Consider the following 15,107-nt stretch of genomic DNA (forward strand, 5'->3'; position numbering starts at 1 on the left):
GACTACATGCACGATAAACAGTGCTCTAAACCACTAAAATCCATATAAAGCAGACAGACCTATAACTTGCACTTCCCTTCACCTAAGGCCTCAATCACATAATCCACAAAACAGGCGATACGCGACGCTAATGCAGTGTTGCGGTAATACACCGCATTAACAGCGCGGCGCATGTCTAAGGACTCTTCGGGGAACAACATGACCAATCTGCCGCTCTTCACATCCTCGCCGGTCATGAAGTCCGAGAGACTCACAATGCCTTCACCTGCCAAAGCAAGTTGCCGTAGAGTTTCACCGCTAGACGACATCATGGTGGGGCGTATTTGTAGCAGCTCACCATCCGCACCATTTAACGGCCATTGATTCAATGTTTCTGGGCTAGAGAACCCTAATAATCTATGTGACAGCAGATCTGATGCTTGTCGTGGATTACCCATTTCAGCCAAATACGCCGGGCTTGCCAGTATGCGTAAACGGCTGCTGCCTACGGGGCGTGCATGTAAAGTTGAGTCGCGCAACTGCCCTATTCGGAATGCCACATCAGTGCGCTTTTCCAGCAAATCAGTGATGCCTTCGTTGCTGTTTAGCTCTAATTCCACCTGTGGAAAACGCTCTCTAAACCCTTTCACTAGGGGCACGATCACATGCAGCATAAAGGGGGTTGCCGCATCTACACGCAAGCGCCCTGCTGGCTGGCGACGCCGTGCCGCAACTTGTTCTTCAGCTTCCACTACCGACGCCAAAATAGAACGTGCATGCTTTAAAAACGCGTCACCCTCTTCTGTCAGCTCCAACCGCCTCGTGGTACGGCGCAACAAGGTGGTTTGCAACTTTTCTTCCAACCGCCCTAAAGACCGACTAGTGGCCGAAATCGTCTGCCCCAGATGCTCAGAGGCTGCCGTAATAGACCCAGCATCTACCACTGCTGCAAAGGCTTGAAGTTCATCCAGAGTTACTTTCATATTTGATTTTTATTCAAAAGGTATTTACAGATAGCAAGCTTAATCTACAAATATGATGCTGGCAAAATGCTCTGTATACGATGACGGCATACACACACGTGATGTCACAGCCATCCCCTTACTAGACTCAGGAGCTAGAGCATGACTATCCCTTCTTTTGGTGTGGGCACATTTAGATTGTCTGGCCAAACCGTTATAGATTCGGTACACAACACCTTGGACGTAGGCTACCGCGCCATTGATACTGCCCAAATTTACGGCAATGAAGCCGAGGTAGGACAAGCAATAGTGGAAAGTGGCATTGCGCGCGCTGATCTCTTTGTCACCACCAAAATCTGGACGGACAACTACGCCAAAGACAAGCTCATCCCCAGCCTGCGAGAAAGCCTAGAAAAACTACGTACGGACTATGTAGACCTCACCTTAATTCACTGGCCTGCCCCTAACAACGGTGTGCCACTAGCTGAATTCATGGAAGCCTTGGCCGATGCCAAAGCACAAGGGTTAACACGCCAGATTGGTATCTCTAACTTCAATATCGCTCTGACCCAAGCTGCGATCAACGTGGTGGGTAAAGGCCAAATCGCCACCAACCAAATCGAGCTTAGCCCCTATTTGCAAAACCGGACACTAACAGCCTTTTTGAAAGAGCAAGGCATTACGGTGACCTCGTACATGACGTTGGCCTACGGCAAAGTATTGAAAGACCCCGTATTGACGGAAATCGCCAACAAGCATCACGCAACCGTTGCCCAAGTGGCTTTGGCATGGGCCTTACAACTGGGCTATGCCGTGATCCCGTCATCGACCAAACGCGAAAACTTATGTAGCAACCTGCTAGCTAAAGAGCTGGCTTTGGATGCTGAAGACATGGCACGTATCGCTTCTTTAGAGCGCAACGGGCGTGAAGTGAACCCGGAAGGTTTAGCCCCCGAATGGGACTAATTACACACTCACACCGCACACTGGATGTTTTGTTATGACTGCAGTATCCGCCCCATTATTCACTCCCTACACCTTGGGTGATTTGTCGCTCCCTAACCGTATTGTCATGCCACCTATGACACGGTCTCGCTCAAGCCAGCCGGGCGATGTGCCTAACGACTTGATGGCCACTTACTACGCACAACGTGCCAGTGCTGGCTTGATTGTGAGTGAGGGCACATGGATTGCCCCGCTAGGCAAAGGCTACGCCTGGACACCGGGTATTGTGACCGACGCACACATTGCAGGCTGGCGCAAAGTTACCGATGCTGTGCATGCCGCAGGTGGACGCATTTTTGCGCAGCTTTGGCACGTAGGCCGTTTAAGCCACAGTAGTTTATTGGGTGGCCAACAACCCGTGTCGTCGTCTACGCTGCAAGCCACTGGCGTCAATGTCTACATCGTAGAAGCCGATGGCTCCCCTGGTTTTGCTCAAGCCTCCGCACCACGTGCCTTGAGCGTTGAAGAAATTCACGACATCGTGGGGCAATACCATCAGGCAGCTCGCAACGCGATGACAGCGGGTTTTGATGGTGTGGAACTGCACGCTGCCAACGGTTATTTAGTCAATCAATTTATTGATTCCAACGCCAATATGCGTACCGATGAATACGGTGGCTCACTAGAAAACCGCCTGCGCTTCCTGAAAGAGGTTAGCCAAACGTTGGTAGATGCGGTGGGCGATGCCAATCGCGTAGGCATACGCTTAGCCCCCTTGACCACCTTAAATGGTTGTTCCGATGCCGACCCAGAAACCACCTACGTGGCTGCTGCAGCGCTACTAGACCAAATAGGCGTGGGCTACATACATATAGCCGAAGCCGATTGGGAAGACGCGCCGTATATGCCTGTGGAGTTCAAACAGCGTTTACGCGACGCCTACAAAGGGTGCTTTATCTATGCAGGTAACTACACCGCTGAACGCGCCAATGCGGCCTTGGAACAAGGTTGGGCTGACTTAATTGGCTTTGGTCGCTCATTTATCGCCAACCCTGATTTACCTGAACGTTTGCGCCTAGAAGCCCCGTTAAATCCCCCTAGACGTGACTCTTTCTTTGGTGGCGATGCAACAGGGCTCACCGACTACCCTACACTCGCGGAAGTTACTGCACTGTAACCCCTATAACAAACTCAGGCCGTCATCACACGGTATCAAACGGCCTGATAGAACGACTTTTTATTTGAGGAGACTTCACATGGATTTAGGTATTTCTGGACGTTGGGCCATTGTGTGTGCCGCCAGCCAAGGCTTGGGTAAAGGATGTGCTGAAGCCTTAGCCAACGAGGGCGTGAATCTGGTGATTAATGCGCGTACCGCTGACACACTGGAACAAACCGCCACTGAACTACGCACCCGCTTTCCTAGCATTACCGTGCATACGGTAGTGGGTGATGTAACACAAGAAGCCATACAACACGCCTTGCTCGCTGCTGCGCCACAGGTGGATATTTTGGTGAACAACGCTGGTGGCCCGCCACCCGGTGATTTCCGTGACTGGGATCGCAGCAACTGGCTTAACGCCCTAGATGCCAACATGCTCACCCCCATCGCGCTGATGAAAGCCGTGGTGGACGGCATGGCTGAGCGCGGCTTTGGTCGTGTGGTGAACATTACCTCAGGCGCGGTTAAAGCCCCCATTGATATTTTGGGCTTATCCAACGGAGCGCGCAGTGGCTTAACAGGCTTTATTGCGGGCGTTGCCAGACAACACCGTCTAGCCGGCAAAAACGTCACACTAAACAACCTGCTACCTGGCGCTTTTGATACCGCCAGACTGCAGAAAAACCTGCAAATCGTCAGCCAAAAAGAAGGCAATCTGGAAAGTGTTACCCAAGCCAGAATTAGCACCATTCCAGCGGCACGCTTCGGTACCGCCGAAGAGTTCGGGGCCTATTGCGCCTTCTTATGCAGTAACTATGCCGGTTACATCACCGGGCAAAACCTGCTGATTGATGGTGGTGCGTATCCGGGGACGTTTTAACGCTGCATCACACAACGTTAAACATATACAAACAGCCACAAACTCCCTACGCTGCGCGTTGGATTCACCCTGTAAATTCCTCTACAATGAATTGACAGCGGCCCTGTTTAGTACACGTGGCAGGGTCTTGGATTTAACAGAGTTTTTCAACACCAGCGTCGGAGCTCATGTCCTCTACAAACCCACAACCACAAGCTGTGGTAGCACCCATTACGCGCAGCGCTATCTACATTGTTGCCACTCTGGCTCCTAGCACTGAACAAGACGACAAGGTTCGCGCCTTATGCGGCAACTTGGCGGCTTTGGTACGTTCAGTAGGCCACCGTGTTTCTACAGGCCACCTTTCCTGTGTCTGTGGTTTCAGCGATAACGGCTGGGATCGTCTGTTTGGTAATCCCCGTCCTGCCGACCTACATCCTTTCCGCGAGTTTCACGCGGGCAACCGTCAAGCACCTGCAACGCCAGGCGACATTTTGTTCCACATCCGTGCCGAACAAATGGATCTGTGTTTCGAGCTAGCCACCCAGATCATGAATCAGTTAGGCGACGCCATCACAGTAGTAGACGAAGTACACGGTTTCCGTTATTTCGACATGCGCAGCATAGTTGGTTTTGTGGACGGCACCGAAAACCCTGTAGGCCAAGAAGCCGCCGACTTCACTCTGATTGGCGATGATGACCCTGACTTTGCGGGTGGTAGTTACGTGTTGGTGCAAAAGTACCTGCACGACATGGACGGCTGGAACCAACTGCCTGTAGAAACTCAAGAGCGCATTATTGGCCGCACTAAGCTCTCTGATATTGAGCTGGATGATGCGGTGAAACCTACATCGTCACACAGTTCGTTGACCACACTGGAAGACGAAAATGGCGACGAGATCAAAATTCTGCGTGACAACATGCCTTTTGGTAAGCCTGGCTCTGGCGAGTTTGGTACCTACTTCATCGGCTATGCACGCAAGCCTGACCCTATAGAACAAATGCTGGAAAACATGGTGATTGGTCGCCCACCGGGCAACTACGACCGCCTGCTAGACTTCAGCCGCGCCGTCACGGGTGGCCTGTTCTTTGTGCCTTCTGCAGAACTCATGGAAGCGCTAGAAGAACGCACGCCTGACTGCCAGCCTGAAGATACCCCACCAGCTGAAGCACCTGCCGCTGCACCTCACAACGGTTCCCTGAACATTGGTTCTCTAAAAGGACAGTAATATGAACAACTTGCATCGTGAATTAGCCCCAATTTCCAGTGCCGCTTGGGCACAAATCGAGGAAGAAGTAACGCGAACTTTCAAGCGTTCTGTTGCTGCTCGTCGCGTAGTGGATTTAAAAGGCCCCGGTGGTGTTGAGCTATCTGGCGTAGGCACAGGTCACCTGCTGAACCTAACTTCCCCGCACAAAGGCGTGAACGCCAAAGTACGTGAAGTTAAAGCGTTGGTAGAACTCACTGTACCTTTCGAGTTGCAACGCGACGAAATCGATAACGTTGAGCGCGGTTCTAACAACTCAGACTGGCAACCCGCAAAAGATGCCGCAACTAAGCTTGCGTTTGCTGAAGACCAAGCCATTTTTGATGGCTATAAAGCTGCTGGCATCCAAGGTATTCGCGAGGGTTCGTCTAACGCAGGCATTGCACTGCCTAAAGACATCACCGACTACCCTGCTGCTCTCGGTAAAGCCATGCAAACCCTGCGTTTGGAAGGTGTGGAGGGCCCTTACTCTGTGCTGCTGGGCGCAGATGCCTATACAGCACTGACCGAAGCCAGCGACGGAGGCTATCCTGTGATCGAGCACATCAAACGCATCATCAGTGGCGACATTATTTGGGCACCCGCACTAAACGGTGGCTGCGTACTGTCTACCCGTGGTGGCGACTTTGAAATGCATTTGGGCCAAGAGTTGTCCATCGGCTACCAAAGCCATACCGACAAAGTCGTACGTTTGTACCTGCGCGAAACACTGACTTTCTTGATGCTGACTAGCGAGGCATCGGTGTCGTTGACGCTAAAAGCCTAAGCGTACTCGGCCCTGGCATCAGGTCACACGATGCCACGTCACACCCACAAGGCGTGCCTCACAACGAGCACGCCTTTGTGCTTTTACAGCCCTCTGCACGACGCTAGCGCGATAACGCATCGAGGCTATTTCGATGTCAGCACGCCGCATATTCCTGCCTCACCTAGCGACACGCTGTACCTGACTCAATTTTTGCAGCATAATCCCACACTGTTATTGATAATCATTTCTATTCGTGGCGGTGGCATGAAAAGCCGTTCCCCCCGGCATAAAGGCTGGCTGGCACACTACACAGAGCTTATTAGCTCGTGGGCAAAAAAACACCCGCACTCTCCTGACGCAGAAGATGCTGTTCAGGATGTAGCGGTAAACATGATTCAGATGGAACACTCTGCCGTCGACTACATGCGTGCCTATTTGTTTCGTAGTGCCATCAATGGCGTGAACCGTCAGCATGTGCAGCGTCAGAAAGTCAGCCTGCTTTCGTTGGATGAACTAGAGGAAGAAGATCACCCTCTCGTTTCCCACGTGGAAACGGATGCTTATGCCTCCGAACTCACCCAACGTGTGCAGCAAGCCCTGGCCGAACTTCCCACCAAACAACAACAAGTCTTTGCATGGCACCGCTTAGAAGGCTGGACTGTGCCTGAAATTGCAGAACATATGCAACTTTCGGTCAGTAGTGTGGAAAAATACCTTAGTGCTGCCCTGCGACATCTTCAACAACGTTTACGCGAGTAGCACGAATAGAAGATGAAACCACTAGAACACCCTTACACACTGCCCATACCTTCCCATCCTGACGACGCTGCCAGCTACTGGTTCACCCGTCGCCACGGCGGCTTGATGCAACCTGGTGATGAGGAACAATTTCAATATTGGCTGGCAAAAAGTGCGGCGCATAAACAAGCGTATAACGATGTATGTGCTGTGTGGCAACTGACCCAACACGTGCCCGACGCCGTGTTCAAAGCAGTATTGCCAGCAACTCCAATTCCCAAAGCCCCTAACCCTGCTCGACGCCAGTTTCTATGGTGGGGCAGCGGTATGGCCGCTGCGGCAGTCACCGGTTTAGGGGTGCGTGCCTTGTGGCAAGACGAACCAATTCTGTTCCAAGAAAGTTATAAAACTGCCCGTGGTGAACACCAAGAACTGCAATGGCAAGATGGTAGTACCGCATGGCTGAATACCGAATCTATACTGCGAGTGATGTTCTCGGCCTCGCAACGCTTGGCTTTATTGGATCAAGGTGAGGCCTTGTTCAAAGTGGGCATGGATCAAGAGCGGCCTTTCTTGGTGCGCACCAACCAAGCTGAAATACACGCGTTGAATTCCGAATTTAGCGTGCGCCAAGACAACAACCAGACGGCAATTACCGTATTGTCGGGTGAATTAGAACTGCATTCCAATAGCTGGTGGCCTCGTTCGCGTGCGCTGCTACGCCCTAACCAACAGTTGCGCATTCCTGCACAAGGCTCGTGGAGTGACATTGAAGTGGTCAATGCCACCGCTGTCGCCGCATGGCATCGCAACCAAGTGGTGTTCGATCGCACCCCACTGCGTCACATCATTCACGAACTAAACCGTTATCGCGAACAGCCTATATTCTTGGATGCGCCTATGTATGAAGCGTCTAGGCTTAGCGGCGTGTTTGAGCTGAATCATATTGATGATTTCTTGCAGCGCTTGCCTACATTGATCCCCGTGACCGTACTGCGTCAGGCTAATGGCAGCGTACTGATCGTCGCTCGTAATAGCGCGTAAGCCACGCCACGCTTTAAAGATACAAATAGTTACAATATATTAATGAGAATGATTACGGGTTTCATTGCCAATTCTACTCTCTGTAATAGAAGCAGTGATTGCATCATAGCGCCCACTGCCTGGGAAGGCCCGCCTAGCGGGCTCGCATGGAGCAATAGAGTAGAACAACGTGAACAGCATCATCAACGCCACCCCCATTGCGTCTAACCAGACGCCCCCGACCACGCATCACTCCAGGAAATGGGCATTTGCCACGCTGTTATGCCTCAGTTGTGTCGTAGCACAACCTGTTAGCGCAGCAGAACAATCGGCACGCCATATCAGCATTCCAGCACAACCTCTGACTACTGCCCTATTGGCGTTTGGTCAGCAAAACCACGTGCAAATTTATTACCTGCCAGAAATGGTCGCTGGCTTGCAGGCTCCTGCTATTGAAGGGAATTACACACCACAAGAAACCTTGAGCCGATTGATACAAGGCACTGGTTTGATTGTGGAATGGGAAGGTAACAGTGTGACGCTAAGCCGCACCTTGGAAGGTTCTACCAGTCAGTTAGCACCTGTTCGTGTACAAGGCTCAATCAGCTCCACCACGGAAGGCACTGGCGAATACATCATGGCGGGCACCAGCAACACGGCTACTCGCTTGAACATGGACACCCAGCACACCCCCCAATCCGTCAGCGTGATGACACGCCAACAAATGGACGACTTTGGGCTGACCAACTTTGATGAAGTCATGAACTTCACCACAGGCATTACGGCTGCTACGGCATCCCCAGGGGGCGGATACCAGTTTCAATCTCGCGGCTTTTCTATTACCAACGTGCAAGTAGACGGCATGCAAAGCAGCTATCGCTCGGCGGGTCGTGGCGCCTTCAACCCCATTTCGTTGGACATGGATTTGTACGACCGCGTTGAAGTGGTGCGCGGCGCTACCGGTTTGCTATCGCCTACTGGTGAACCCTCAGCGTTGATTAACTTGATACGTAAACGCCCCCAAGCTACCTTTGGTGCGCGCTTGAACACACACATAGGCTCCTGGAAAGACCGTCGTGTAACCGCTGATGTGACCGGCCCTCTGACGGAAGACGGTCGTTTGCGTATGCGCGTGATCGGTTCGCACAAAGCAGCGGATTCCTTTATTGATCGTACCAATAACAAAAGCAATTTGCTGTCGGGTATTTTGGAATTCGACATTACCGACAACACCATTCTGACTGCTGGCTACGACTTCCAAAACTCAAAGCTACGTGGCGAGTCCAACATGGGTATCCCGCTGTTTGACTCTAACGGCGAGCGTATTGATGTGTCGCGCTCTATGTCGCTGGCACCAGACTGGACCTACTGGAACAAACGCCATCAAAACGCGTTTATCTCGGTAGAACACGAATTCGACAACGAATGGACAGCCAAGCTTAGCTATAGCCATCAACGTGACGATGGTGATGCTGTGATTACGGGTTGGGGTGCTGGTGTAGACCCAGTGGTGAATCCAGATGGTTCTGGCGTCGGTATTCGTACCAACTTGGCGGCTGAAGGCTACAGACTGCAAGACAACCTAGAGTTATCTGCCAGCGGCCCTTTCGAGTTGCTAGGCCGCAAGCACCAACTGATGTTTGGCTTTAACGGTACGCGTAAACGCGATACCTCGTACACCATGAACATCAGCGATACCAATAACTGGTACATCCCTAATATTTACGATTGGGATGGCGCCATGCCAGAGCCTATAGTCAGCCGCTCTGGCGCGTGGACACGCACTCATACGAGGGAATACGGCTTTTTTGCAGGCACACGCTTAAACATCATAGACCCACTGAATGTGATTCTGGGTATGCGTTTGTCGGACTACAAAACCTACCGCGACAACTACAACACCTCGGGTAACTTCACTGGCGTATCTGGCGAGCTGCGTAACAAAAACGAAATCACCCCCTACTTCGGTGTGACCTATGACTTTCTGCCTAACCTAACCGGTTATGCCAGCTACACACGTCTGTTTCAACCGCAAGGCTACAAAGACAAGGATGACAACTACCTAGACCCTATCACCGGTGAAAACCGTGAGTTGGGCTTAAAAGGTAGCCTGCTGGATGAGAAAGTGCAGTTCTCGGTATCGGCCTTCCAAACCAAGCAAAACAACTTGGCAGTGTTAGATCCTTCGGTACCTGACGACTTTGTGTTGCCTGACGGTAGCCGCCCTTATGTGTCTTCCGGTGCTGGTAACAAAACCAAAGGCTTTGAGATCGAGCTGAGTGGCGCGCTCACCAACAACTGGAACATGTTTGCTTCATACAGCTACGCCAGCACCAAAAATGGTCAAGGCGAACGCATCATGACCTACATTCCAAGTCGCACCTTCAGACTGGGTACTAACTACAGTTTCACAGGTGCACTGCAAGGCTTAAGCGCCGGTGCAACGATTAACTGGTTTGGCAAACGTGATCTGTGGACAGCTGGCCGTGCGTACACCGCCAAAAATGGTAAAGCACTGGATGCTACACACAGCAGTTATGCCGTAGTTGGCCTGCACGCGAACTACCGTATCAACTCACACTGGAACGCAAGGCTTACCGTGAACAACGTCTTTAATAAGCGTTACTACGACAACTTTGTGATTTTCCGTGCTCGCTACGGCGCACCACGCAACGTGTATTTATCTGTTGATTATCAGTGGTAATTCCAACTTTTTTGAGTCTACCCCTATGACACCGTTTACTTCCCGCCACTTTGTTCGTGGTTTATACCTTGCCATCGTAGTGGGCTTGTCGGCCACGCACGTGCAAGCCAAAACACCACCGCAACCCGCTTACCAACCCGTAACGGAAGCCCAAATTGTGCAGCAACCTACTGCCAAAGAAGTGCTAGAGATCGTCTACAGCCCTAGCCAAGCTAGCCTGTACGTGTCGTCCCCCAACTGGCAAGACGAAACCTTGTCGCGCACTCTGGTACTAGACCCTAAAACCTTGGCGATTCAAGGTGAGATCCCCATGGAGGTGAAAAGCTTCGGGGTTGCCTTGGATGACGCGGCCAACCGCTTGTACCTTACACAAGGTTTTAACGGCAGCATTGCCGTGGTAGACACCAGCACCAACACCGTGCTGAAACGCATTCCTATACAAGACAAAATCAACTTCCAAGACACCATTGCTGCCGCTGACTTCGGCCAAGAACGCAAAGATGGTCTGTTGAAAATGCTGGAACGCTTTAAAGTCACTGACGACTACCAATACAAAACTCGCGAACTGGTTGTGGATAAGAAAAACCACCGCTTGTTTGCACCGGGCTTGGGCTTAGGTTTTGACAGCGTAGTGTTCGTGGTGAACACCGACAGTCTAGAGCTGGAAAAAGTAATGCCAGGCTTTGGCTATAACGTTGCCGGTATCACCGTAGACGAAGCCAACAACCGCGTGTTTGTGTCCAACATGCAAGGCCAGATTATGGTGGTAAATAGCCAAACGCTGGAAATTGATGATGTGTGGGAAGTACAAGCCGATCAGCTGTTGAACTTGGTGTACGACCCTGCTCAAAACCGCTTATTTGGAGTAGACCAAGGCATTGATAGAGATGCTCCACGCAACCTGCACTTAGAACGTGAATACACCCGCCGCAGCCCGGGCCATCAGGTATTTGTGTTGAATGCCGATAACGGCGAGACCTTGGCTGTGATGCCTACAGGCGAAGTACCTATTGGCCTACGCTTTGATGAAGCCTCTCAACGTTTGTTTGTCGCAAACCGTGGTGGTGTACGTGAAGAAGAAGGTAAGGGTTCGGTTAGCATTTTTGACACCGTAACCTACCAACCTTTGCAAACGATTGAACTCGCCCCACACCCTAATAGCTTGGAATACATTCCTGCTGAAAAAGCGCTGTATGTATCAGTCAAGAATGACGGCAACAGCAAAAAAACAGAAACACCAGAAAGCATGGTGCGTATTCAGTTCTAACCGCAGTTCCTAGCAGTGACACGATTTGATTAACTACTTGACGGTAGCTTTCCTCCCCACTCTGTGGGGAGGTTTTTTTTGTGTACTGACTCGATCACACCATCAACGATGACGTATTACTCCATGTCATGCACAACGGCTTCGGTGCTGATCACATTGTTTTTAGGCTGTTCGTCTACCAACAAGCGGAACACATCAGGTCTGGAGTAATGCCCCACCACATCCAGATCAAACTTGCCACGAATGGTATCGTCCACATCAATTTCTGCATACAACACACATTCGCTATCGTGGTTAGGGCCTGCCAATATCTCACCTGTAGGGCTCACGATAACGCTACCACCACGGAAAATAACGGCATCAGCGCTATCACCTTGGATGGCATCGTAGTCTTCTGGGTAGTCACCACGCGTTGCGTACTGACACGCACTGAACACAAAACAGCGCCCTTCAATCGCAATATGCTGCATGGATGGCAGCCATACATCACGATCATCGGCGGTAGGTGCGCAATACAACTGCACACCTTTGGCGTACATGTAGGTACGGAACAAAGGCATGTAGTTTTCCCAGCAAATCACCGTACCCAATTTGGCACCCAAACTGGTGTCGTACACGGGCATAGTAGAGCCATCGCCTTGGCCCCAAATAATGCGTTCCATCGCAGTAGGCACCAACTTACGGTGTTTACCCAGTAAGGCACCATCAGGCCCAAAGTGCAGTGCGGTGCAGTAAATTGTGCCCTGCTCGCGCTCCATCACACCAATTACCACATAGGCATTGGCTTCTTTTGCAGCCGCACCAATGCGATCGGTTTCTGGCCCGGGTACATCAATGGCCCCGTTGTAATAGCGTAGGTATTCTTCTTTACCGCGCGGTTGACGGCCACCTACACGCGCACCGAAATCCAACCCTTTGGGGTAGCCCGATAACGTCGCTTCAGGAAACACAATCAGATTAGCCCCTTGCGCGGCGGCTTCTTCAATACGTGACACCACTTTATCGGTGCTTTTAGCCTTATCAAACGGCACGGCACTCATCTGTACTACTGCTGCACGAAATGTCATTTAGGTTCTCCTCCTACCTAGTAAATACGGCTTAAGCCACCAAACTGCCACGCTCAATGGTCAGAAATTGATCGGCAATAGGCTCCAATAATTTGGGATTAGACTCAGTAATCAAAATGGATAGATCGGGCTGTGCTTGGCGCAGTGCTTTCAACGATTCGGCATAGCGGATGGCGAGCGCTGGCGCTAAGCCCTGAAAAGGCTCATCCAACAAAATCAGTTTGTCGCCCGCCATCAGCGCGCGCCCTAGCGCCACCATTTTTTGCTGACCGCCAGAGATCAACCCACCTAAGCGGCTGCCTATCTGTTCGAGTTCGGGGGACAAACTGTAGATCAGTGCCAAACGGCGAGCTACTTCAGCCTGTGATAATTTGCAGGCCCACGCAGGTACCAACATGTTGTCCAGCACCGTGAACTTGGCAATCAGCCGGCGCTCTTCGGGCGCATAACCTATGCCTAACATGGGCCTATCATGCGCCTGACGTTGGTTAAGGTTGGCGCCTTGAAACTCCATCTCGCCTTCACTGACCGGCAATAAACCTATGATGGTGCGCAACAAGGAAGTTTTGCCTGCGCCATTGCGACCTATCAATGCGGTGGTTTTGCCTTTTTCTAAGGCGAAGCTCACTTGCCTCACAACGGTATTACCCGCAATTTGGCTGCTTAGCGCACGTACATTCAACGCCATCACATCACCCCCACTACGTTTTTGATCACGTCTTCACGCGTCAATATGTCTGCTGGCGTACCATCTGCGGCCACTTGGCCAGCATTCCACACCAGCACCCTATCCATGTATTTCTCTACCAGTTCCATGTCGTGCTCCACGATCAAGGCCGTAATGCCTTGTTGTCGTAGCACAGGCACCAAGGTGTCCATGATTAGGAATTTTTCTTGTGAGCTCACACCGCTGGTGGGCTCATCCATCAACAATAAGCTGGGGCGTAATGCCATAGAAGCGGCAATATCAATAAGCTTGCGTATGCCTTCGGGCAGATCAGAAATAATGGTTTGGGCGTAACGATCCAAGCCAAACATATCCAACAACTCATGCGCTTCTGTCAGCCACGCGCGTTGGTATAGCGACTTCAAATTCCAGAAACCATGACGGCTCGCCAGCGCCACCAGTAAGTTTTCCACTACCGTTTGCTCGCTGAACAATTGCGGTAGCTGAAAACTTCTAGCGATGCCTAAACGGGTAATACGGCGAGGTTTCAAGCGAGTAATGTCTTGCCCCTGAAAGCTCACACACCCAGACTGCGCCGGCACATAGCCGGTGCAAATGTTTAAGAAGGTGCTTTTACCCGAACCGTTAGGCCCGATGATGGCGGCTAGCTCACCCTGATACAGCGCCAAGTTGGCGTCATTCGCCGCCTTCACACCACCGAATTCCAGATGTATGTGCTCGGCTGTCAAAATAGCGGTGCGGGTCATGCTTGCTCTCCTTTTACGGCGCGCGGTTTCTTCTCTAACAAGCTCCAAATACCGCCTGGGGCAAACATCACCATCCCCAACAGCAACAAGCCCATCATCAATTGCCATGCATTCACGGCATAAGCACTGACCGCAGCGCGCATCAGTTCAAACACCAACGCGCCCAATATCGCACCTCGCAAATGCCCCATACCACCTAACACAGCAATAAATACGAACTCAGCAGACAACGCCCAGTACGAGAGTTCCGGGGTCACGTGCCCAGTAGAAAAAGCCACAATAAAACCACCCAAACCACACAACATGGCTGAAACCACATGCCCGGAATAAAACACGCGGTAAGCAGACAGCCCCATGTATTCCAAGCGGGTTTCGTTAGTTTTAATAGCGCGCAGCGCGGCTCCTACTGGCGAATGCAAGTACTGCACGCACAAGCGGTACGCACCGCACAACATCACTAGCGACAAACCATAGAACCACCACGCGAAGTCACGCGCTTCTAGGCTCATGCCTAATAGCGACACTTGGCGCACACCCAAGCCATCACTACCGCCAGTCAGTTCATACAGCTTGAACAACAGTGAGAAACCCACCATGGAAAAAGCCAAATTCAACATGCCGTAAAAGATGCCGCGATAACGTGCCAAAATCAGCCCCAGCACGGCACCTAACAAGGCACTGCTGACGGCACTGGCCACCATAATCCACAACACATCCCACTGCGTGACGCGGGACAATGCTGCTGCCGTGTACGCCCCACACGCGAAATACAGCGCGTGCCCAAATGACACTTGCCCTGCACGCAAGAGTAAAAACATACCCATGGCGCACAATGCCAAGGCCATTGCCACCGACAGTGACGAGCGCAATGACATATTCAACATGGGCAACACCACAAACAGCCCAAATACCACGCTGTTCATGCCCAACGATTTCAATGATGCCTTCATG

General features: G+C 51.6%; 14 protein-coding genes. 9 read left to right on the forward strand and 5 right to left on the reverse strand.

Translation table 11 applies throughout. The annotated features are described in order from the left end of the window. Positions 1–59: 59 nt before the first annotated feature. Positions 60–962: a LysR substrate-binding domain-containing protein gene (locus AC3QL0_RS14910; protein WP_493009179.1), complete on the reverse strand. Its 903-nt coding sequence runs from the start codon at positions 960–962 to the stop codon at positions 60–62. Positions 963–1,103: 141 nt separating this feature from the next. Between AC3QL0_RS14910 and dkgB the strand changes: the two genes are divergently transcribed. The 9 genes from dkgB (at position 1,104) to AC3QL0_RS14955 (ending at position 11,655) form a co-directional block, all read left to right on the forward strand. Next, positions 1,104–1,907, forward strand: a complete 804-nt coding sequence (dkgB, locus tag AC3QL0_RS14915; RefSeq protein ID WP_493009180.1) for a 2,5-didehydrogluconate reductase DkgB — start codon at positions 1,104–1,106, stop codon at positions 1,905–1,907. Positions 1,908–1,941: 34 nt separating this feature from the next. Next, complete coding sequence (locus AC3QL0_RS14920; RefSeq protein WP_493009181.1) at positions 1,942–3,063, forward strand: alkene reductase; 1,122 nt, start codon at positions 1,942–1,944, stop codon at positions 3,061–3,063. Between the two features lie 79 nt (positions 3,064–3,142). Continuing rightward, the gene (locus tag AC3QL0_RS14925; protein ID WP_493009182.1) at positions 3,143–3,928 is read left to right on the forward strand and encodes an SDR family oxidoreductase; all 786 of its coding nucleotides are present in this window, start codon (positions 3,143–3,145) and stop codon (positions 3,926–3,928) included. A 167-nt stretch (positions 3,929–4,095) separates the two neighbouring features. Continuing rightward, complete coding sequence (locus AC3QL0_RS14930) at positions 4,096–5,136, forward strand: Dyp-type peroxidase (protein ID WP_493009183.1); 1,041 nt, start codon at positions 4,096–4,098, stop codon at positions 5,134–5,136. Position 5,137: 1 nt separating this feature from the next. Next, positions 5,138–5,941, forward strand: a complete 804-nt coding sequence (locus AC3QL0_RS14935) for a family 1 encapsulin nanocompartment shell protein (protein WP_493009184.1) — start codon at positions 5,138–5,140, stop codon at positions 5,939–5,941. A gap of 30 nt (positions 5,942–5,971) precedes the next feature. After that, positions 5,972–6,682, forward strand: coding sequence for an RNA polymerase sigma factor (locus AC3QL0_RS14940; protein ID WP_493009185.1), 711 nt, complete (start codon positions 5,972–5,974; stop codon positions 6,680–6,682). Between the two features lie 12 nt (positions 6,683–6,694). After that, positions 6,695–7,705: a FecR family protein gene (locus AC3QL0_RS14945; protein ID WP_493009186.1), complete on the forward strand. Its 1,011-nt coding sequence runs from the start codon at positions 6,695–6,697 to the stop codon at positions 7,703–7,705. Positions 7,706–7,874: 169 nt separating this feature from the next. Beyond that, positions 7,875–10,388, forward strand: a complete 2,514-nt coding sequence (locus AC3QL0_RS14950; RefSeq protein WP_493009187.1) for a TonB-dependent siderophore receptor — start codon at positions 7,875–7,877, stop codon at positions 10,386–10,388. A gap of 25 nt (positions 10,389–10,413) precedes the next feature. Next, positions 10,414–11,655, forward strand: coding sequence for a YncE family protein (locus AC3QL0_RS14955; protein ID WP_493009188.1), 1,242 nt, complete (start codon positions 10,414–10,416; stop codon positions 11,653–11,655). 116 nt (positions 11,656–11,771) lie between these two features. Here AC3QL0_RS14955 and AC3QL0_RS14960 read toward each other — a convergent pair whose 3' ends face one another. The 4 genes from AC3QL0_RS14960 to AC3QL0_RS14975 are packed head-to-tail and all read right to left on the reverse strand — an operon-like array spanning position 11,772 to position 15,106. Continuing rightward, positions 11,772–12,722, reverse strand: a complete 951-nt coding sequence (locus AC3QL0_RS14960; protein ID WP_493009189.1) for a carbon-nitrogen hydrolase family protein — start codon at positions 12,720–12,722, stop codon at positions 11,772–11,774. A gap of 31 nt (positions 12,723–12,753) precedes the next feature. Next, a complete protein-coding gene (locus tag AC3QL0_RS14965) occupies positions 12,754–13,410 on the reverse strand; it encodes an ABC transporter ATP-binding protein (RefSeq protein WP_493009190.1) in 657 nt (218 codons plus the stop codon). Then, a complete protein-coding gene (locus tag AC3QL0_RS14970) occupies positions 13,410–14,156 on the reverse strand; it encodes an ABC transporter ATP-binding protein (RefSeq protein ID WP_135865934.1) in 747 nt (248 codons plus the stop codon). Before AC3QL0_RS14970 ends, AC3QL0_RS14965 begins: the two co-directional genes overlap by 1 nt. After that, on the reverse strand, positions 14,153–15,106 hold the full coding sequence (locus tag AC3QL0_RS14975; protein ID WP_493009191.1) for a branched-chain amino acid ABC transporter permease: 954 nt from the start codon (positions 15,104–15,106) through the stop codon (positions 14,153–14,155). Before AC3QL0_RS14975 ends, AC3QL0_RS14970 begins: the two co-directional genes overlap by 4 nt. Position 15,107 lies beyond the last annotated feature (1 nt).

Source organism: Paenalcaligenes sp. GW821-LYS-B07-1, assembly GCF_058803365.1.